20 protein-coding genes are annotated in these 20,061 nt (G+C 71.2%); 4 read left to right on the top strand and 16 right to left on the bottom strand.

Annotation, left to right across the window (positions count from 1 at the left end; all coding sequences use genetic code 11):
• The first annotated feature begins 6 nt into the window (after positions 1–6).
• The 3 genes from OG299_RS30630 to OG299_RS30620 are packed head-to-tail and all read left to right on the top strand — an operon-like array spanning position 7 to position 3,417.
• Entirely contained in the window at positions 7–840 is an 834-nt protein-coding gene (locus OG299_RS30630) for a siderophore-interacting protein (protein WP_266630841.1), read from the top strand.
• Between the two features lie 48 nt (positions 841–888).
• A complete protein-coding gene (locus OG299_RS30625) occupies positions 889–2,439 on the top strand; it encodes a serine hydrolase (RefSeq protein ID WP_327363213.1) in 1,551 nt (516 codons plus the stop codon).
• Between the two features lie 18 nt (positions 2,440–2,457).
• Entirely contained in the window at positions 2,458–3,417 is a 960-nt protein-coding gene (locus OG299_RS30620; protein WP_266630838.1) for an RluA family pseudouridine synthase, read from the top strand.
• Positions 3,418–3,427: 10 nt separating this feature from the next.
• Here the strand turns inward: OG299_RS30620 and OG299_RS30615 are convergent, their stop codons facing one another.
• The 13 genes from OG299_RS30615 to OG299_RS30555 form a co-directional block, all read right to left on the bottom strand.
• Positions 3,428–4,099, bottom strand: a complete 672-nt coding sequence (locus OG299_RS30615; protein ID WP_266630837.1) for a TetR/AcrR family transcriptional regulator — start codon at positions 4,097–4,099, stop codon at positions 3,428–3,430.
• Positions 4,100–4,248: 149 nt separating this feature from the next.
• Positions 4,249–7,101: a DEAD/DEAH box helicase gene (locus tag OG299_RS30610; protein WP_327363212.1), complete on the bottom strand. Its 2,853-nt coding sequence runs from the start codon at positions 7,099–7,101 to the stop codon at positions 4,249–4,251.
• A 69-nt stretch (positions 7,102–7,170) separates the two neighbouring features.
• Entirely contained in the window at positions 7,171–8,082 is a 912-nt protein-coding gene (locus OG299_RS30605; protein WP_327363211.1) for a diacylglycerol kinase, read from the bottom strand.
• Between the two features lie 17 nt (positions 8,083–8,099).
• A complete protein-coding gene (gene tatC / locus OG299_RS30600) occupies positions 8,100–9,065 on the bottom strand; it encodes a twin-arginine translocase subunit TatC (RefSeq protein WP_266630834.1) in 966 nt (321 codons plus the stop codon).
• A 73-nt stretch (positions 9,066–9,138) separates the two neighbouring features.
• Positions 9,139–9,435, bottom strand: a complete 297-nt coding sequence (gene tatA, locus OG299_RS30595; protein WP_266630832.1) for a Sec-independent protein translocase subunit TatA — start codon at positions 9,433–9,435, stop codon at positions 9,139–9,141.
• Between the two features lie 202 nt (positions 9,436–9,637).
• A complete protein-coding gene (locus OG299_RS30590) occupies positions 9,638–9,838 on the bottom strand; it encodes a hypothetical protein (RefSeq protein WP_327363210.1) in 201 nt (66 codons plus the stop codon).
• Between the two features lie 26 nt (positions 9,839–9,864).
• Entirely contained in the window at positions 9,865–10,137 is a 273-nt protein-coding gene (locus OG299_RS30585) for a hypothetical protein (RefSeq protein WP_327364627.1), read from the bottom strand.
• Positions 10,138–10,287: 150 nt separating this feature from the next.
• Positions 10,288–11,256, bottom strand: a complete 969-nt coding sequence (locus tag OG299_RS30580; protein WP_327363209.1) for a helix-turn-helix transcriptional regulator — start codon at positions 11,254–11,256, stop codon at positions 10,288–10,290.
• Positions 11,257–11,416: 160 nt separating this feature from the next.
• A complete protein-coding gene (locus OG299_RS30575; RefSeq protein WP_266630826.1) occupies positions 11,417–12,373 on the bottom strand; it encodes a helix-turn-helix transcriptional regulator in 957 nt (318 codons plus the stop codon).
• A gap of 179 nt (positions 12,374–12,552) precedes the next feature.
• Positions 12,553–12,930 carry an FKBP-type peptidyl-prolyl cis-trans isomerase gene (locus OG299_RS30570; RefSeq protein WP_030294343.1) on the bottom strand — a complete coding sequence of 126 codons (378 nt, stop codon included), beginning with the start codon at positions 12,928–12,930 and terminating at the stop codon, positions 12,553–12,555.
• Positions 12,931–12,972: 42 nt separating this feature from the next.
• A complete protein-coding gene (locus OG299_RS30565; protein WP_266630823.1) occupies positions 12,973–13,911 on the bottom strand; it encodes an FKBP-type peptidyl-prolyl cis-trans isomerase in 939 nt (312 codons plus the stop codon).
• Between the two features lie 102 nt (positions 13,912–14,013).
• Positions 14,014–15,375, bottom strand: coding sequence for a Pup--protein ligase (gene pafA / locus OG299_RS30560; protein ID WP_327363208.1), 1,362 nt, complete (start codon positions 15,373–15,375; stop codon positions 14,014–14,016).
• A 58-nt stretch (positions 15,376–15,433) separates the two neighbouring features.
• On the bottom strand, positions 15,434–16,756 hold the full coding sequence (locus OG299_RS30555) for an MFS transporter (protein WP_327363206.1): 1,323 nt from the start codon (positions 16,754–16,756) through the stop codon (positions 15,434–15,436).
• 146 nt (positions 16,757–16,902) lie between these two features.
• Between OG299_RS30555 and OG299_RS30550 the strand changes: the two genes are divergently transcribed.
• On the top strand, positions 16,903–17,898 hold the full coding sequence (locus OG299_RS30550) for a LacI family DNA-binding transcriptional regulator (protein ID WP_327363205.1): 996 nt from the start codon (positions 16,903–16,905) through the stop codon (positions 17,896–17,898).
• A gap of 52 nt (positions 17,899–17,950) precedes the next feature.
• Here the strand turns inward: OG299_RS30550 and prcA are convergent, their stop codons facing one another.
• From prcA to OG299_RS30535, 3 genes are read right to left on the bottom strand one after another with little or no spacing between them, the layout of a single operon-like run.
• Complete coding sequence (prcA, locus tag OG299_RS30545) at positions 17,951–18,718, bottom strand: proteasome subunit alpha (protein ID WP_266630817.1); 768 nt, start codon at positions 18,716–18,718, stop codon at positions 17,951–17,953.
• 45 nt (positions 18,719–18,763) lie between these two features.
• Positions 18,764–19,603 carry a proteasome subunit beta gene (prcB, locus tag OG299_RS30540; protein WP_327363204.1) on the bottom strand — a complete coding sequence of 280 codons (840 nt, stop codon included), beginning with the start codon at positions 19,601–19,603 and terminating at the stop codon, positions 18,764–18,766.
• Positions 19,555–19,827 (bottom strand): endonuclease VII domain-containing protein, encoded by a 273-nt coding sequence (locus tag OG299_RS30535; protein WP_442817601.1) that lies wholly within the window; start codon positions 19,825–19,827, stop codon positions 19,555–19,557. Before OG299_RS30535 ends, prcB begins: the two co-directional genes overlap by 49 nt.
• Positions 19,828–20,061: the final 234 nt, after the last annotated feature.

The raw sequence follows: 20,061 nt of genomic DNA, 5'->3' as shown, positions 1-20,061 counted from the left end.
TACGCCGTGGCAGAAGGACGCGCCCGCAAGGTCGGCACCGCAGTGGTCGTGCGCACAGAGCGGCTGACGCCGCACATGGTGCGCGTGGTGCTGGGTGGTGCCGGACTGGTCCGGTTCAGTGCGGGCGAGTTCACCGACCATTACATCAAGCTGCTGTTCGCGCCCGAGGGCGTCACCTACCCCACGCCGTGGGACCTGGACCGGATCCGCGCGGAGTACGCGCGTGAGGCGTGGCCCCGCCAGCGCGCGTACACGATCCGGTCGTGGGACCCGGCGCACCTGGAGCTGACGCTCGACTTCGTCGTCCACGGCGACCAGGGCCTGGCCGGCCCCTGGGCGGCGCGCGCCCAGCCGGGCGAACTGGTCCGTTTCCTCGGCCCCGGCGGCGCCTACGCGCCGGACCCGACGGCCGACTGGCACCTGCTGGTGGGCGACGAGAGCGCGCTGCCGGCGATCGGGGCCGCGATGGAGCGGATGCCGCCGGGCGCGCGGGTGCACGCGATCGTGGAGGTCGAGGGCCCGCAGGACGAGCAGAAGATCGCCACCCCCGACGGCATCGTCCCGGTCTGGCTCCACCGCGGCACCCGGCCGATCGGCGAGACCCTGGTCGAGGCGGTCAGGGCCCTCGAGTTCCCCTCCCGCGACGTCCACGCCTTCGTGCACGGCGAGGCGGGCTTCGTGAAGGACCTGCGCCGCCACCTGCGCCTGGAGCGGGGCATCCCGAAGGAACGCCTGTCGATCTCCGGCTACTGGCGGCTCGGCGAGACGGACGAGGGCTGGCGCGCGATCAAGGGCGACTGGAACGCCAGGGTCCTGGCCGAACAGGAATCCGCGGCCTGACGGAACTCCGAAAGGGCGGGGTCGCCCGTTCGGCGGGACAATGACGCCATGCCTACGCTCCGCGTGCTCGGCGCAGCAGGAGCCGCCGTCGTGTTCGCCGCGACCGGCGTGACCGGCGCTGCCGCCGCCCCCAGCCCGCCCCCCGCGCCGAAGCCCCAGATCACGGACGCGGAGGTGGACACCGCGCTGGCGCGCCTCACCGGGTTCGTCACCGACGCCATGCGCAGCACCGGCGTCCCAGGGATCTCCGTCGCCGTCGTCCACGACGACAAGGTCGTCTACCTCAAGGGCTTCGGCGTCCGCCGCACCGGCGAGAACGGCAAGGTCGGCCCCGACACCGTGTTCCAGATCGCCTCGCTCTCCAAGCCGATCTCGTCCACCGTCGTCGCCGGCACCCTCAAGAACCCGGCCGACTGGGAGCACCGCACCGAGCTCCCCGGGTTCGCCCTCAAGGACCCCTGGGTCACCGACCACCTCACCACCGCCGACCTGTTCTCCCACCGCAGCGGCCTGCCCGACCACGCCGGCGACCTCCTCGAAGACCTCGGCTACGACCAGTCGTACATCCTGGACCACCTCCGCCTGGAGCCCCTCGCCCCGTTCCGCGTGAGCTACGCCTACACCAACTTCGGCCTCACCGCGGCCGCCGAGGCCGTCGCCCGGCAGCACGGCACGAGCTGGCAGAAGCTCGCCGACGACACCCTCTTCAAGCCCGCCGGCATGACCCGCACCAGCACCGAGTTCTCCGCCTTCGCGAACACCCCCGACCACGCCGCCACCCACGTCAAGAACCCCGACGGCACCTGGTCGCCCCGCTTCGTACGCGACCCGGACGCCCAGGCCCCGGCCGGCGGCGTGAGCTCCACCGCCACCGACATGGCCCGCTGGCTGCGGCTCCAGCTGGCCGGCGGCACCCTCGACGGGAAGCGGATCGTCCCCGCCGACACCCTCGCGACCACGCACCTGCCGCAGATCCTGTCGCAGGCGCCGACCCCGCCCCTGGACCACACCGGCTTCTACGGGCTCGGCTGGAACGTCTCGTACGACGACGCGGGCCGGCTGCGCCTGAGCCACTCCGGCGCCTTCGAGCTCGGCGCCAACACCAACGTCACGATGCTCCCGTTGGAGAAGCTCGGCATCATCGTCCTCACCAACGGCGCCCCGGTCGGCGTCGCCGACGCCATCGCCGAGGACTTCTTCGACACCGCCGAGCACGGCAAGCCGACCACCGACTGGCTCCCGCTCTTCGCCGAGCTGTACGCCCAGGCCCTCGACACCGGCCGCTCCACCACCGACTACGCGCACCCGCCCGCAGGCGCCAAGCCGGCCCGCGCCGACAGCGCGTACACCGGCACCTACGTGAGCCCGTACTACGGGAAACTGAGCGTGACGGCGAACGCAGGCGGCAAGGACGGCCTCACCCTCTCCCTCGGCCCGAAGCCGATGCGCTTCCCCCTCACCCACTACGACGGCGACACCTTCAGCTACGTGACCGCCGGAGAGAACGCGGTCGGCCGCACCGGGGTGGTCTTCAAGGACGGCACGGTCCGCATCGAGTACCTGGACGCCACCCACCTGGGCACCTTCACCAAGCAGTAGCCACATAGCCTGGACCCGATGAGACGCAGAGCCCAGGCACCCCCCTCGCCCCTCCCCCAGGTCGCCGGCATCGACCCGGTCCGGCTGCGGCTGCCCGCCGACCCCGACGGGCAGTGGCCCGACCTCGGCCACTACCTCGCCGCGCGCTACGCAGGCACCCGCGGCGCCGGGTCCATCGCGCACCTGCTGCGCACCGGACGGGTGTTCGGCCCCGGCGGGCGGGTCCTGAGTCCGCAGGACCCGTACGAGCCGGGCGCCTACGTCTGGTTCCACCGGGACATGGAGCCGGAGCCGGTCGTGCCGTTCCCCCTCCGGGTCGTCCACCGCGACGCGCACCTCCTGGTGGTGGACAAGCCGCACTTCCTGGCGACCACCCCGCGCGGCAGCCACATCACGCAGACCGCACTGGCCCGGCTCCGCGCGGAGCTCGACCTGCCCGCGCTCAGCCCGGCGCACCGGCTGGACCGGCTGACCGCGGGACTGGTGATGTTCAGCATCCGCCCCGAGGACCGCGGCGCCTACCAGCTGCTGTTCCAGGAGCGGCAGGTCCACAAGGAGTACGAGGCCCTCGCCCGCCACGACCCGGCGGTCGCCCTGCCCCGCACGGTCCGCAGCCACATCGAGAAGACCCGCGGGGTCATGGCCGCGGCCGAGGTCCCCGGCGCCGAACCGAACGCCGAGAGCCTGGTCGAACTCCTCGACACCAGGGGGGAACTGGGCCGGTACCGGCTGACCCCGCACACCGGCCGCACCCACCAGCTGCGGGTGCACATGAACAGCCTGGGGCTGGCGATCCTCGGCGACCCGGTGTACCCGCAGGTCACCGACCCGGCCCCGGACGACTACCGCAGGCCCCTGCAACTCCTGGCCCGCTCGGTGTCGTTCACCGACCCGGTGACCGGCGCCCCGCACCGCTTCGAGAGCGGCCTGGCCCTCCGGGCCTGGGAGGACCTCGCGGCCTGGGAAGCCGGAACCTAGGGGGGTGTCGTCAAAGTCCCGTCCGGCCGGCAGGACCCGCCGCTCCCGCGACCCGCAGCGCCGCGTCGGCGGTGGCCTCCGCGAAGGCATCCACCGGCCGGTCCGGGTCGGCGCGGTGGATCAGCATGACCCCCTCGATGAGCCCGAACACCAGATCGCCCCGCAGCGCCAGCCCGGCCCGGTCCCGCGCCAGTTCGACCCCGGCGGGCGTGGCGGCGAGCAACGCGCGGTAGGCGTCCTTGAGCTCCCCGCGCATCCGCCGGAACCGGGCGAAGCCCGATCCGGCCACCTCGGGCAGCAGATAAAGGGCGCCCAGGTTGTACGGTCCCCCGCACAGCAGCATCACGTCCGAGCGGCACAGCTCCCACAGCCGCCGCGCGGCGGGCCGCCCGGCGTCGGCGAGCAGCCGGCGCGCGAGCACCAGAGAGGGCGCGACCGTGGACTCCAGGAGCTCGGCGAGGAGTTCCTCCTTGCAGCGGAAGTAGTGGTACATCGTGGCCTGGCGCATTCCGGCCCGCTCGGCCACCGTCCGCGTGGTGGTGGCCGCGTACCCCCGGACGGTGAACAGCTCGGCCGCCGCGCAGAGGAGTTCCTCGCGCGGCGGCCGGCCGCTCGCCGGCCGCAGCCGATCGGCACGCGGCCGGCCGACCCGTCTCGGCCCTTCGGCCGCTCCCCCGGTCATGGGGCGATCGTCGCACGGGACACCCCCGAAGTGATCATGGCAAGAGATGAGATCCGGCCATGACCCCCTTCGGAGGAAGCCCCAAAGCACCTAGGCCGTCTCTTCCGGATCTTGCGCGGGCTTGACCGGCAAGATCCGGAAGAGACGGCCTAGCCGACCGAGCTGTAAGCCACTACGCCCCGAAGCAGTGCCTCCACGGCCTTGCGCGCATTGCGGGCCACCGTACTGCCGCCCTGCGAGGAGGGCGGGGCCGAGGAAGCCGGAGCCGCGGCCGCGATCTGCCCCAGCACGTCGATGACCTGCTTGCACCAGCGCACGAAGTCGCCGGCCGGCATCTCCGCCTCGCGCAGCACCTCGTCCAGGCTCTTGTCGGAGGCCCACTGGTACGCCGCCCACGCGAAGCCCAGGTCCGGCTCGCGCTGGCCCACGCCCTCCGCCTGGTTGATGCGGTGCTCCTCCTCCAGCGCGTCGAGCCGGCCCCAGATCCGGACCATCTCGCCCAGCGCCGCCTTCGCCGCGCCGCCCGGCACCTTCGGCGCCACCGCGTCGTCGGACTGCCGCGCCTCGAACACCAACGCCGAGACACAGGCGGCCAGTTCGGCCGGGGACAGCCCTTCCCAGACCCCGGCGCGCAGGCACTCGGAGGCCAGCAGGTCGAGTTCCCCGTACAGCCGGGCGAGCCGCTTGCCGTGCACGGTGACCTCGTCCTCGCGCAGGTAGTCCAGCTCGGTGAGCAGCGCGTGGATCCGGTCGAAGGTGCGGGCGATGGTGTTCGTCCGGCCCTCGATACGGCGTTCCAGCTGCTGGGTGTCCCGCTTGAGCCGGTGGTAGCGCTCCGCCCAGCGGGCGTGGTCCTCGCGCTCGTCGCAGCCGTGGCAGGGGTGCGCCCGCAGCTCGGCGCGCAGCCGGGTGATCTCTCGGTCGTCGGCTGCGGCGGCCCGGCCGCGGCCCCGGCGCTCCGGCGCGATGTGCCCGGCCTTGGCCCGCAGTTGGGACGCCAGATCCCTCCGGGACTGCGGCGAGCGCGCATTGAAGGTCTTGGGGATCCGCATCCGCTCGATGGCCTCGACCGGGACCGGGAAGTCGATCGCGGCGAGCCGCTTGACCTGCCGCTCCGCGGTGAGCACCAGCGGGCGCGGGCCCTCCGCGTACTCGTACCCCCGGTGCCCGTTGACCCGCCCGGCCGGCACGCCCGGGTCCAGGACCAGAGCGAGCCCGGCGAACTTGCCGGTCGGCACGTGGATGATGTCGCCCGGCTTGAGCTTCTCCAGCGAACTCGCCGCCTGCACCCGGCGCTGGGCCGCGCCCTGCTTGGCCAGGTCCGTCTCGCGGTCCTTGAGGTCGCGGCGAAGCTGCGCGTACTCCTCGAAGTTCCCGAGGTGGCAGGTCATGCCCTCCCGGTAGCCGTCCAGGCCCTCCTCGTTGCGCTGCACCTGCCGGGAGATCCCGACGACCGAGCGGTCGGCCTGGAACTGCGCGAAGGAGGTCTCCAGCAGCTCGCGCGAGCGGTGCCGCCCGAACTGCTGGACCAGGTTCACGGCCATGTTGTACGAGGGCCGGAAGCTGGAGCGCAGCGGATACGTACGGGTGCCGGCGAGCCCGGCGAGCGCCGCCGGGTCCATCCCCCGCTGCCAGAGCACCACGGCGTGGCCCTCGACGTCGATGCCGCGGCGCCCGGCCCGGCCGGTGAGCTGCGTGTACTCGCCGGGGGTGATGTCGGCGTGCTGCTCGCCGTTCCACTTGACCAGCTTCTCCAGGATCACCGTGCGCGCGGGCATGTTGATGCCCAGCGCCAGGGTCTCGGTGGCGAAGACGGCCTTGACCAGGCCGCGGACGAACAGCTCCTCCACGACCTCCTTGAAGGTGGGCAGCATGCCGGCGTGGTGCGCGGCGATGCCCCGCTCCAGGCCTTCCAGCCACTCGTAGTACCCCAGGACGTGCAGGTCCTCGGCGGGGATGGAGGCGGTCCGCTCCTCGACGATCTCGCGGACCCTCAGGCGGGCCGTGTCGTCGTTGAGCCGCAGGCCCGCGAACAGGCACTGCTGGACGGCGGCCTCGCAGCCGGCCCGGCTGAAGATGAAGTTGATGGCGGGCAGCAGCCCGTCGCCGTCGAGGCGGGCGATGACCTCGGGGCGGCTCGGGGTCCAGATCCGGCCGCGGGAGCGCCGCTCGCGCTCGCGGTCGGCCTCACGGACCATTTTGCCGCGCCGCCGGTCCTTCGGACTGTACGTGCGGGTGTTCTCCTCGCGCGCCATGCGCAGCAGGTCGGGGTTGACCTCGCGGCGCGCGGAGCCGCGGCCGCCGTGGTCGGACTCTTCCTCGAAGAGGTCGAAGATCCGGCGGCCGGCCATGACGTGCTGCCACAGCGGGACGGGCCGCTCCTCGGAGACGATCACCTCGGTGTCGCCGCGCACGGTGTCGAGCCAGTCGCCGAACTCCTCGGCGTTGGACACGGTGGCCGACAGGGACACCAGCGTCACCGACTCGGGGAGGTGGATGATCACTTCCTCCCAGACGGCTCCGCGGAACCGGTCGGAGAGGTAGTGCACCTCGTCCATCACGACGTACCCGAGGCCGCGCAGCGACTGCGAGCCCGCGTAGAGCATGTTGCGGAGCACCTCGGTGGTCATCACGACCACGGGCGCCTCGGAGTTGACGCTGTTGTCGCCGGTCAGCAGGCCCACCTTGTCGGCGCCGTAGCGCTTGACGAGGTCGGCGTACTTCTGGTTGGACAGGGCCTTGATGGGCGTCGTGTAGAAGCACTTGCGGCCCTGCTCCAGGGCCAGGTGCACGGCGAACTCGCCGACGATGGTCTTGCCCGAGCCGGTGGGGGCGGCGACCAGCACGCCCTTGCCTGCCTCGAGTGCCTTGCAGGCGTCGACCTGGTACGGGTCCAGGTCGAATTCGTACATCTCGCGGAAGGGGGCCAGGGCAGAGGCCTCTTCGGCGGCGCGGATCCGTGCAGCGGCGTACCGCTCGGCGGGTGAGAGTTCTTCGGTCATCTTGTTCTCGAGCCTACCCGCCGCCCCTGACAACAGTCGCGATCATTTATATGGACCGCACAGCCGCCGCTACGCCAGCAGCCGCAGGGCTCCCGGGACGCAGTCGGCGCTCACCGGCAGCGGTCCCAGCGGCTCGCCGTCCGCGTACGCGGTGATCCCGGCGGCCTCGAGCGTGATCTTCGCAGCCCGGTGGACGGTCACCTTCGGGTGGCTCAGGTGCGTCCCCTTGTAGACCTGCGGAAACACCTTCAGCAAAGTGGCCCGGCTGCAGTCGCCCACGACCACGACGTCGAAGAGCCCGTCGTCCGGGACGGCGTCCGCGCAGATCCGCATGCCGCCGCCGTACGAGGACCCGTTGCCGACGGCCACCAGCGTGGCCTCGGTCTCGATCACCGGACCGTCGTCGAGGGTGATCCGGTACGGGAACGGCCTGAAGGCGGCCAGCTCGGCGAGCATCGCCAGGTCGTACTTGAACCGGCCCGCCGGCAGCCGCATCCGGTTGCCGCGGTCGTTGACCCGCGAGTCGAAGCCGGAGCACAGCACGGTCCCGTACCAGGTCCCGCCCTCGGCGCCGGCGCCCGCCTGCGCCACCCGCCCGAGGTCGATCTCGCGGATCCGGCCCCCCTTGAGGGCCTCGGCGGCCAGCCGCCCCGCCCGGGCGGGCTCCCCTACGGGCAGTCCCATGGCCCGCGCGAAGTCGTTCCCGGTCCCGACGGCGACCACCCCGAGCGGCACCAGCGTCCCGGCCAGGGCCTGCAGGGCCAGCGAGACCACGCCGTCGCCGCCGACGGCGATCACCGCCCCGGTGCCCTCGCGCACGGCGGTGCGCAGCCGCGCCAGGGCGTCCCCGGCATCGGCGCCGAGGACCGTCCGCACGCAGAATCCGGCGGCCCGGAGCGCGGAAGCGGCCGGCTGCGCGGCGTGCGCGCCCCGGCCGCGTCCCGCGGTGGGATTGACGAGGAGGGTGATGTCAGCGCTCACGCACCGGAATGTACCTGTCAGGTCGCGTCGTCGTAACCGTTGATCTGCCTGCGGCCTCCGTCGGCCTGCTCGGGCAGGGCGGCCGGGGCCTGGACGGGCTCCATCTCACCGATCGGCGCGGGCGTCAGGTCGAGCTCGGCGGCCTCGTCGTCGTCGAGGAGCGCGTCGGGGTTGTTGCGGCCCCGCCGGCGGTCGTTGACCAGGCAGATCCCGAGCGCGATGAAGTAGAGGGCGACGATCGGCGCGGCCAGCGACAGCATGGTCAGCGGGTCGCCGGTGGGCGTGGCGAACGCGGCGAAGATCGTGATGCCCAGCACCATGACCCGCCACCAGCTCGCCAGCCGCTTCGCGGTGAGGACCCCGGTGAAGTTCAGCAGGATCAGCAGGAGCGGCAGCTCGAAGGCGAGGCCGAAGACGACGACCATGCGCGTGACCAGGTCGAGGTAGTCGTCGACCGGGAGCAGGTTGCGCGCGTTGTCGGGGGTGAATTCGAGGAGGATCTTCGCGGTCTGCGGCAGCAGCTTGTAGGCGAGCACCCCACCGGCGGCGAACAGCGGAGCACCGACGGCCACGAAGCCGACCGCGTAGCGCTTCTCGTGGTTGTGCAGGCCGGGGGCGACGAAGGCCCAGAGCTGGTAGAGCCACACCGGGGCCGAGAGCACCACACCGGCGGTGAGCGAGACCTTGAGGGCGATGGAGAACGGGGCGATGAGGCCGTTCACGGTCATGTCGGCGCAGGGCCGGCCGTTGCGCTGCGAGACCACCCCGTTGGTGCAGCCGACGGAGTCCAGCATCGGCTTCAGCATGAAGTCGATGAGGTTCTTGTAGTAGAAGGCCGCGACGATCGTGATCACCAGGATCGCCAGGACCGACTTCAACAGGCGGTTTCTCAGCTCACGCAGGTGCTCGACAAGAGGCATCCGCCCTTCGGCGTCCTTGGCCTGCTTGTCCTGCTTCTCCTGCTTGCGGGCAGACTTGAGCAACCCACGTCCCTTGTCTCGTTGCAGATGACCGGCGTGATCGCGACCGCGGACCGGCGGCCCGGCGGCCGGGGGATCAGCCCTGGGTGGTGTGGTTCGGCTCGTTGACGGGGCGCGAGCCGGTCACGTCGCCGGGGGCGGCCTTGATGGTGCGCGGGGCGGCGGCCTGCTGCGGGGCCTGGTCGGCGACCGTGGCAGCGGTGGCGTTGTCCTCCGCCGCGCTCTCGGCCTTCATGGCCTTCGCCTCGCTCTTCAGGATCCGGGCCGACTTGCCGAGGGAGCGCGCCATGTCGGGGAGCTTCTTGGCACCGAACAGCAGGAAGATCACGGCGATGATCAGGAGGATCTCAAGAGGCTTCAGATTGCCGATCATGTCTGACTTCCTTCTCACCGGAACGGCTGGTTGTGTGGCGGGCGGCTCCGGCCATGGACCGGACCGCTCAGGAAAGGATCGTAACCCCCGGGGGTTAACGCCCGGCAATCCCCCGGGGTATCCCGCCTTGCGTGCGGCTCCGATCGACGGTACGGGTCCCGTGCCGCACTTTCCATAGGCGCGCGGTCCGCAGACCTGCGGGTCATGGCCCGGCTGCGCCTCCCGCGCGCGCCAGATCCGCGGCCGCTCGCTCCAGGTCCGCCGAGGCGTCCGCGATCCGGCGGCTGGCCCGTGCGACCTGGCCGGACAGCCGCCGTACCGCGAGGTGGACCCGCACGGCGAGGACGGCGAGGACGGCGAGCCCGAGGAAACCCAGGGCGATTGCGAGCATCGGCCACAGCATGGGTCGAGCCTAGGCCACCGGCCGCTTCAGATGCTGCGCAGGGTGCTCACGCCGCCACCGGTCAGCAGTTCCACGATGCGCTCGCCGGCCGGTTTCCTCACGCAGGCCCCGCACTCGGGACAGGTGAAGGAGTAGAAGGTGGTCCGCCGGCTGCCGCCGATCACCAGCCGCAGGGACCCCGCGTCCAGCTCGAAGCGGGCGCGGCAGTCGGAACAGGCCGCCTTGAAGGAGACCGGCCCGACCGTGGCCGACCGCCCCGGCGATCCCGCGGCAGCTTGCACACCCCGTGGCCCAGACATTGGCGACATCGCTCGGCGCTCCCCTCAGCCCACTCGTTCCGTACGGCACGGCTTGCGTACGGCACTGCCTCCGTGCGGTACGGGATGCGTGCGGCACGGCTTCCCGCGGCGCGGCCCCGTACTCGCACGGCCCCGCCGCTTTCCCCTTGGTCAGCCCTGTTCCCCGTACCCGGCGAGGGCCTCGCGGGCCGCCTGCCGCGCGCTGTCCGCCAGCTCGAGGGGCGCCACGATCCGGCCCTCGCGGCCCAGCCGCAGCGCGAGGCGCCGCAGCGAGGCGGGGTCCGGGCTGCGCAGCGTGATCCGCAGGCCTCCGCCGGACAGCTCCTCGGCGCTGTCGTGCGGGTAGTACTCGGCGACCCAGCGGCCGCCCGGCCCGACCTCGACCACGACCTCCGGGTCCTCGGCGGCCGGCTGTACGAGCCCCTCGGACAGGTCGCGCGGCTCGATGGCGGGCGGCTCGGCCCGCTCGTCCAGCAGCCGGATCTCGGCGACCCGGTCGAGGCGGAAGGTGCGCCGGGCCTCGGAGAGGTGGCACCAGCCCTCCATGTACGTGTGGCCCACCGCGAAGAGCCGGATCGGGTCGACCTTGCGCTCGGTCAGCTCGTCCCGCGCCGGCGAGTAGTAGCGCAGCCACAGCCGGCGGCGCTCCGCGATGGCCCGGTCGACGTCCGCGAAGACCCCGCCCTCCGCCTCGAAGGTCACCGACAGCCGGGAGCTGGCCCCGGCCGCCTCGCCCGCGGCCGCCTCCAGCTTCGCGGTGGCCCGCAGCAGCGCGTCCCGGTCGCTCTCGCGCAGCCCGGGCAGCGTGGCCACGGCGCGGGCGGCGACCAGCAGCGCGGTCGCCTCGTCGGCGGCGAGGCGCAGCGGCTCGGCGGTGGACTCCCCCGACGCATCGGGGTTGCGCCACCAGATGCGCTCCCCGTCGGTGTCGATGTCGAGCAGGTCCCCGCCCCGGAAGCTGGTCCCGCACATGGGCAGCACGTCGAGGTCCGAGATCAGCTCGTCCTCCGTGATCCCGAAGGCGCGGGCGACGTCGGCGACGTGCGCCCCGGGGCGCTCGCGCAGGTACGTCACCAGGGACAGCATCCGGCGGGTCTGGTCGATGGCGTTGGCAGCCATGCTGGTACGTCTCCCCCTCAGGGCACGTCTTGCGAACGGTGCGGTGGTGCGGTGGTGCGCTGTGCCGTCATGCGGATCGTGCGGCGGCCGCGACGGCTGCGGCCCGTCGGATCCGGCCCGCCCGCTCCGGTGCGCCCGGTCCGGGTGTGCCGGGTCGGTCTCAGCCCTTGGCCACGGCGCGCAGCCGGTCCACGACGTCCGCCCGCAGGTCGGCGGGCTCAACGACCACCACGTCCGGCCCGAACTCGACCAGCCAGGCGTCCAGCCCGTGCCCGTAGGGGATCTCCAGCTCGTCCCAGCCGTCCCCGCGCTCGCGCACGGCGGTGGCCTTGGCCCGCAGCGGGTACCCGGCGCCGGCCCGCAGCCGGATCAGCGCGGAGCGGTCCGCGCCCTCCCCGGCCCAGCTGGCCACGGTCTCCCGCACGGTGACCACGTCCGGGACCTCGGCGGTGTACTTGGCCGCCCGGGACTTGACCTTGCCGGTGATCCGGGAGAGCCGGAACACCCGCTCCGCCCCGCGGTCGCGGTCGTAGCCGGCCAGGTACCAGTGGCCGCGCCAGCACTCCAGCGCCCACGGTTCGACCTGACGGGTCTCGGGGCGGGCGGCGGTGGACTTGCGGTAGTCGAAGACCACCGGCCGGCGATCGCGGCAGGCCAGCATCAGCGGTTCGAAGGCCGCCTCGTGGACCGGGATGCGCGGCTCGATGGCGCTGTGCTGGCCCTCGTACGGGTCACCCGCCTCCGGCATCCCGCCCGCGCGCAGCTTCTGCAGGGCGCCGCTGGCGGCACCCGCGAGGCGGGCCTGCTGCCAGACCTTGGCCGCGAGCCCGAGGGCGGCGGCCTCCTCGGCGTCGAGGGAGACGGGCGGCAGCCGGTTGCTGTCACGGCGGGCGAGGTAGCCCGTCTCGCCCTCCAGGTTCTCCACCGTCTCGATGACCAGGCCGAGTTCACGCAGATCGTCCTTGTCCCGCTCGAACATGCGGTTGAAGGACTCGTCGTTGCCGGCCTCCATGTACGCCTCGATGGAACCGCGCAGCTCTCGCTTGCTCAGCGGCCGGCGGGTCCCCAGCAGACACAGCGCCAGATTCATCAGCCGCTCGGCCTTGGCAATCGCCATCGACGCCCTTCCGCCCTTCTCCGCTTACAAGTTGCCCGACGCGCAATACATGTACGCCGCGCCCGACACGTACGACGCACACGTCCGTGACCGTTGACCGTACCGCCCCGGCGGGCCCCGGCAAAAGCGAGGGCCCCCGCCTCACGGCGGGGGCCCTTCACCGATCACGGCTTGCCGGATCAGACACCCATCAGGTCACAGACGAAGATCAGCGTCTCGCCCGGCTTGATGGCCGGGGTCGGGCTCTGGTCGCCGTACGCGAGGTGGGCGGGGATCGTCAGCTTGCGACGGCCGCCGACCTTCATGCCCTGGACACCCTTGTCCCAGCCGGCGATGACCTGGCCGATGCCCAGGATGAACTGCAGCGGGGCGCCGCGGTTCCAGGACGCGTCGAACTCCTCACCGGTGGAGAAGGCCACGCCCACGTAGTGGACGGAGACCTTGTTGCCGGCCGTGGCCTCGGCGCCGTCGCCCTCCCAGATGTCCTCGATGACGAGGTCGGCCGGGACCGGGCCCTCGGGGAAGTCGATCTCGGGCTTCTCGAGCTGGTTGCTCACGGAACTGCTCCTCAAAAACGAATCAGGTCAACTGGGACAGTCTTACATCACGGCGAGGATGTCGAGGCTGAAGACCAGCGTCGAGTTCGCCGGGATGGTGCCCTGCTCCTTGTCGCCGAACCCCTGGTCCGGCGGGATGACCAGCAGGATGCGGCTGCCGACCTTCTTGCCGAGCAGGCCGTCCTTGAGACCCTTGACCGAGAGCTGGTCCATCGGCCACGTCACCGTCTGGTCGGTGGCGTACGTGCTTTCGAAGGTCTTGTCGTCCTTCCACGTCTTGCCGTTGAACTTGACGATGACGCTGTCGGTGTCCTTGACGGCCGGGCCGTCAGCCTCCAGCACGTAGTTCGAGACCAGCTTGGCCGGCGGCGTGGTGTCCTTCGGAACGGTCACGGAGACTTCCTTGCCGTCCGTGTTCGTACCGACCTTCGGCAGGTCCTTGTTGTCCTGCGCGACCTCCTTGCCCGTGGCCGAGGCCGGGACCGAGGTGGCCTTGACGATGTCCACGACGAAGACCAGCGTGGCATTCGGCTTGATCTTGTCGCCGGAGCCCTTGTCGCCGTAACCGAGGTCCGGCGGGATCACCAGCTCGAGGCGGCTGCCGACCTTCTTGCCCTCGAGGCCCTGGTCCCAGCCCTTGATGACCATCCCGGCGCCGATGGTCACCTCGAACGGCTTGCCCTTGCCGAAGCTCTGGTCGAACGGCTCCTTGGCGTCCCACACCTGGCCGTAGTAGTTGACCTGGGCGACGTCGCCCTTCTTCAGCACCGGGCCGGTGCCCTCGCTGACGGTCACCACCTTCAGCTCCTTCGGCGGGTCGCCCTTGCCCTTGGACAGGGTCGGGGTCTCACCGAACTTGGCACCCTTGGTGATCGCGGGCGCCCCGTTCTTCATCTCGGCGGAGTCGGAGCCGCTGTCGCCACAGGCTGCTGTCGACAGCAGCAGAAGGGGTACGACAAGCAGGCCGGCAAGTCGGCGCACAGGTTCCTCAGATCTCAGACGGCTGGCGGTCGTCGCCACTCTAAGGCGTGCAGAGGGCCCCGTACGAGATCCGTACGGGGCCCTACCAAGATCGGCGCGATGTCACATCCCGGCGATCAGCTTCTCCACCCGGTCGTCCACCGACCGGAACGGGTCCTTGCACAGCACGGTCCGCTGCGCCTGGTCGTTGAGCTTGAGGTGCACCCAGTCCACCGTGAAGTCCCGCCGCTGCTCCTGCGCCCGGCGGATGAAATCGCCGCGCAGCCGCGCCCGCGTGGTCTGCGGGGGCACCGACTTGCCCTCGAAGATCTTCAGGTCGTTGCAGATCCGCGCCGCCTGCCCCTTGCGCTCCAGCAGGTAGTACAGCCCGCGCCGGCGGTGGATGTCGTGGTACGCGAGGTCTATCTGAGCGACCCGCGGGTTCGACATGGTCATACCGTGCTTGGCCCGGTACCGCTCGATCAGCTGGTGCTTCATGACCCAGTCGATCTCGGTCCCGATCCGGTCCAGGTCCTCCGCGTCGATCGCGTCGAGGGTGCGGCCCCACAGCTCCAGCACCTGGTCCACCGTGCCGGTACGGATCCCCCGGCGCTCGGCGAAGTCCACGGCCTTGTCGTAGTACTCGCGCTGGATCTCCAGCGCCGAGGCCTCCCGGCCGCTCGCGAGGCGCACCTTGCGCTGGCCCGTGATGTCGTGGCTGACCTCGCGGATCGCCCGGATCGGGTTCTCCAGGGTCAGGTCCCGCATCACCGTGCCCGCCTCGATCATGCGCAGCACCAGGTCGGTGGCCCCCACCTTGAGCAGCATGGTCGTCTCGGACATGTTCGAGTCCCCGACGATCACGTGCAGGCGGCGGTACCGCTCGGCGTCCGCGTGCGGCTCGTCCCGCGTGTTGATGATCGGCCGGGACCGGGTCGTCGCGGAGCTGACGCCCTCCCAGATGTGCTCGGCCCGCTGGCTCACGCAGTAGACCGCACCCCGGGGGGTCTGCAACACCTTGCCCGCGCCGCAGATCAGCTGCCGCGTGACGAGGAACGGAATGAGAATGTCCGCCAGGCGGGAGAATTCTCCGTGCCGGGCCACGAGATAGTTCTCGTGACAGCCGTACGAGTTGCCGGCCGAGTCGGTGTTGTTCTTGAAGAGATAGACGTCGCCCGCGATTCCCTCCTCGTGCAGGCGGCGTTCGGCATCGACGAGCAGGCCTTCGAGAATGCGCTCGCCCGCCTTGTCGTGCGTGACCAGTTCGGTCACGTTGTCGCATTCGGGAGTTGCATATTCCGGATGCGAACCCACGTCGAGGTACAGACGGGCGCCGTTCCGCAGGAAGACATTGCTGCTGCGGCCCCATGACACAACACGGCGGAAGAGGTAGCGCGCCACTTCGTCAGGAGACAGTCGGCGCTGTCCCCTGAACGTGCACGTGACGCCGTACTCGTTCTCCAGCCCGAAAATGCGGCGGTCCATGACTGAACATTACGCCTTCTGCACTGTTCTGAAACCGGGTTCGTGAACGCCGTTTCGATCAGTTGTCGACAAGCCGCTCGACCGGGCCGTCCACCCGGCCTTCCGCACCGCCCCCGCCTGCACGCTCGCCCGCGTCCGCACCCGGGCCCGCATCCGCGTCCGCCGCGGATCCCGACGGCGAGCCCGCCACCGTACGGGTCCGGCCGGGAGCGGCCATGACGCGCTGAGTGAGCGTCAGCACCAGCAGCGCCGACGCACCCGCGACACACGCCACGCCGAACCCGCTCGCCGTACCGCCCAGTTCCACCGCCGGCCCCGCCGCAGCCGTACCGATCGCCGCACCCACCCCGAAGAACGTCACCAGCCACGAGAACGCCTCCGTCACCGTCCCCGCCGGAGCATGACGGTCCACGACGATGAACGCACACGCCAGCGCGGGCGCCAGGAACACACCCGCCAGCGCCGACAGCGCCGTCATCGCCACCGGCCCCGGAACCAGCACCAGCGGCAGGTAGCACACCGCCAGCAGCGCCACGATCAGCCGCAGCCGCCGCTCCGGCGCACCCGCCCACTGCCGCGCCCCGTACAGCACCCCGCCGGCCAGCGCGCCCAGACCCAGCGCCGCCATCAGCCAGCCGTACACCGACTGGCCCCCGTGGCCATCGGCGTACGCCAGACCCGCCACCGTGATCGAACCCAGCGCCATGCCCACGAAGAAGAACGCCCCCAGCAGCGCCCGCAGCCCCGGCGAGCGCAGCGCACCCAGCCAGTGCGCCTCGCGCGGCTCCGAACGCCACGTCCGCGAGGGCTCGCAGACCACCACGGACAGCGCCCCCAGGACACCGAGCGCATGGATCACCAGCAGCGCCCCCGCCGGGTCCCACAGCGAGACGCACAGCGTCACGAGCAGCGGCCCGACCGTGTACATGATCTCCTGCGCCACCGCGTCCATCGCGTACGCGGCGTGCACCCGCTCCTCCTTGCCGCCGAGCACCGAAGGCCACAGCGCCCGCAGCCCGCCCTCCAGCGGCGGCGCGAAGAACCCTCCGACGACCACGGCCCCGTACGCGGCCGCCGCCGACCCGGTACCCGCGAACGCGAGCCACGCCATGCCCAGCGCCGAGAGCACCGCGGCCGGCAGCTGCACCCGCGGCTGCCCGAACAGGTCCACGGCGCGGCCGAGCAGCGGCTGGCCCACCGCGTTCGCCACGCCGTAGACCGCGGCGAGGGCGCCCGCGAGGCTGTAGCTGCCCCCTTCGGCCCGCGTGAACAGCACGATCGCGATCGCCGCGGTCGCGTTCGGCAGGCGGCCGACGAGCGTGCCCGCCAGCAGCCTCGCGGCGTGCCGGGTCCTGAGCAGCTCCGCGTATCCCGCGGCCATGTCCGCCCCCTTCTGCCCGGAACCCAGCCGGGAGTCATCCAAGTAATACGTATAACGTTCGACGTCATACGTACCATGGCCACACCACGGGGGTCCAGCCGGACAACGCCCCCACCCCCGCCGACCTCGTACAACAGGAGCACGGTGTGACGAGACCCACCAGCCGCGACGTAGCCACCGCCGCCGGGGTCTCCCAGGCCACCGTCTCCCTCGTCCTCGGCGACAAATGGCGCGGCCGCGTCTCCGAACGCACCGCCGGACTCGTCCGCGAAGCCGCCACCACCCTCGGCTACCGCCCCAACCTCGCCGCCCGCAACCTCCGCCTCGGCTCCACCCGCACCGCCCTCCTCGTCGTCCCCGCCCTCACCAACGAATTCTTCGCCCGCGTCTACACCGGCGCCGCCCGCATCGCCGCCGAACACGGCTTCGGCGTCGTCCTCTACCCCTCCCCCGACGGCACCGGCCCCGCCCGCGACCCCTTCGCCTCCGCCAGCGCCGCCCTCGACGGAGTCATCGCCTCCTCCATGGCCGCCCACGCCCTCGACGCCATCGGCGACGCCGCACTCCCCCTCGTCATGCTCGACAGCGACCCCACCGCCGGCCGGGCCGCCGCCCACGTCAACCTCGCCATGGCCGACGGCATGCGCCAGACCACCGAACACCTCCTCACCCTCGGCCACCGCCGCTTCCTCCACCTCGCCTCCGCCGTCGACTCCTGGACCTTCGACATCCGCGCCGAAGCCCTCGCCGCCCTGCTGGAGCCCCACGCCGAGCTGCGCACCGTACGGGCCCCCCTCACCGTCACCGACGCCCGCACGGCCATGGAAGCCGCCCTGGCAGCCCCCGAGGGCCGACCCACCGCCGTCGTCTGCGACGACGACATCCTGGCCGCCGGCGCCTGCAAAGCCGCCCGCCGCCTCGGCCTGCGCGTCCCCGAAGACCTTTCCGTCACCGGCTTCGACGACCTCGCCCTCGCCACCGCCGTCGAACCCGAGCTCACCACCGTCCACCTGCCCGCCGAACGCGTCGGCGAACAGGGCATGGCCGCCCTCCTCGCCGTCCTCGAAGGCACCCCCTGGACCGCCCCCGACATCCCGGTCGACCTGATCGTCCGCGCCTCCACCGGCCCCGCCCCCGCCTGAAACACGAAAACGCCCCCGGCCACAAGGCCGGGGGCGCCACTCGCGCAGCGATCTACTCCTCGGAATCGTCCTCGGGAGCCTCGTCGTTCGACACGGCATCCGCCTGCACGGCCGCCGTGACATCCGCCTCCAGCAACCGCGAAAGCTGCCGGCCCCGGATCCGCTTGAACTTCCGCTGCTGAGCCCGCGTCCGGTCCAGCACCGCAACCTCCAGCCGCTCCGCCGGAATCGCCTTGTCCGCACTGTTCGCCTGGCTCGACAGCGCCTGCACCGCCAGCTTCAGCGCCTCGGACAACGTCATCCCGTCCCGGTGACGCTGATCCAGGTACGTACTGATCTGCTCGGCATTGCCACCGACGGCCACCGAACCGTGCTCGTCCACGATCGAACCGTCGTGCGGCAGCCGGTAGATCTGGTCACCCGCGGCCGTCGCACCCACCTCGGCCACCACCAACTCCACCTCGTACGGCTTCTCACCGGCAGAGGAGAAGATCGTGCCCAGCGTCTGCGCGTACACGTTGGCCAGCCCACGGGCCGTCACATCGTCACGGTCGTACGTGTATCCACGCAGATCCGCGTAACGCACACCACCGATCCGCAGGTTCTCGTACTCGTTGTACTTGCCGGCGGCCGCGAAGCCGATCCGGTCGTAGATCTCGCTGAACTTGTGCAGCGCACGGGACGGGTTCTCGCCGACGAACACGATGCCGTCGGCGTACTGAATCACGACAAGGCTGCGACCGCGGGCGATGCCCTTGCGGGCGTATTCCGCCCGGTCGGCCATGGCCTGCTGGGGTGAGACGTAGAACGGAGTCGACACCGGCTGTCCGTCCCTTTCTTCTGGGTCCTACAGGACGACGGATGGTCAGAGCAGGGCGGCGCGCGGGCCGTCGGGCTGCTCCAGACGACGGTTGGTGACCGTACGGGCGAGCTCCTGCGACTCCTCGTCGCTGAGCCTGCGGAATCCCTCGTCCGTGATGACGGTGACGATCGGGTAGATGTGGCGGTACAGGTCCGGCCCACCGGTCGCCGAGTCGTCGTCGGCCGCGTCGTACAGGGCCTGTACGACGAGGGTGGTGGCCTGCTCCTCCGTCAGGTCGGGGCGGTACAGCTTCTTCATGGAGCCGCGCGCGAAGATCGAGCCGGAACCGGTGGCGGCGAAGCCGTGCTCCTCGGAGCGGCCGCCGGTCACGTCGTAGGAGAAGATCCGGCCCTTCTCCTTGCCCTCGTCCCAGCCGGCGAACAGCGGCACGACCGCCAGCCCCTGCATGGCCATGCCCAGATTGCTCCGGATCATGGTGGAGAGCCGGTTCGCCTTGCCCTCGAGGGAGAGGGTCGCCCCCTCCACCTTCTCGAAGTGCTCCAGCTCCAGCTGGAACAGCTTCACCATCTCCACGGCCAGGCCGGCCGTACCGGCGATGCCCACCGCGGAGTACTCGTCGGCCGGGAACACCTTCTCGATGTCCCGCTGCGCGATCATGTTCCCCATGGTCGCCCGCCGGTCACCGGCGAGCACGACCCCGCCGGGGAAGGTGGTCGCCACGATGGTCGTCCCGTGCGGCGCCTCGACGACGCCCTCGGGCAGCCTCCGGTTCCCCGGCAGCATCTCGGGCGAGTGCGCCCCAAGGAAGTCCATGAAGGACGAGGACCCCGGCGTCAGGAAGGCTGCCGGTAGACGCCCTGTGCTACGAGTGTTGGGTTCCACAGGTTTCCTTCCACGTAAGCGGCTGCACGTCGCATGACGTCCGGCCGATCCTTGAACTGTCCCAAGGCTGCGTTACAGCTGAAGCACAGTACGCCTCGGACCTTACCCGTCTGATGATCGTGATCAACGTGCTCTGCTGGAGCATCCCGGCAGATCAGACAGACCCCGCCTTGAGCGGCGATCATCTCGTCACGCTCGGCCTCAGTGATGCCGTACTTCCGCATGAAGTAACTCGCCCTGTTGCGCTGCGCCCGACACGACCGGCAATAGCTGGACCACCCGTCGGACGTGGTCTTGTTTGCTTCCCATTCCGAGTACGGCTTGATTTCCTCGCACTGAGGACACCGTTTGTGGCCGGACGGCACGACCACCTTCACCCGCACCGTCCGTCCCTTCGCCTCTTGGCGCGCCTTGTAGTACTCCGCCGAGCACGTGCGGCAATAGGCCTGTAAGCCGTC

The sequence above is a fragment of the Streptomyces sp. NBC_01296 genome (assembly GCF_035984415.1).
Lineage (GTDB): Bacteria > Actinomycetota > Actinomycetes > Streptomycetales > Streptomycetaceae > Streptomyces.
Note: the sequence above shows the minus strand (reverse complement) of the source record. Positions and strands in the feature narration are given on the sequence as shown.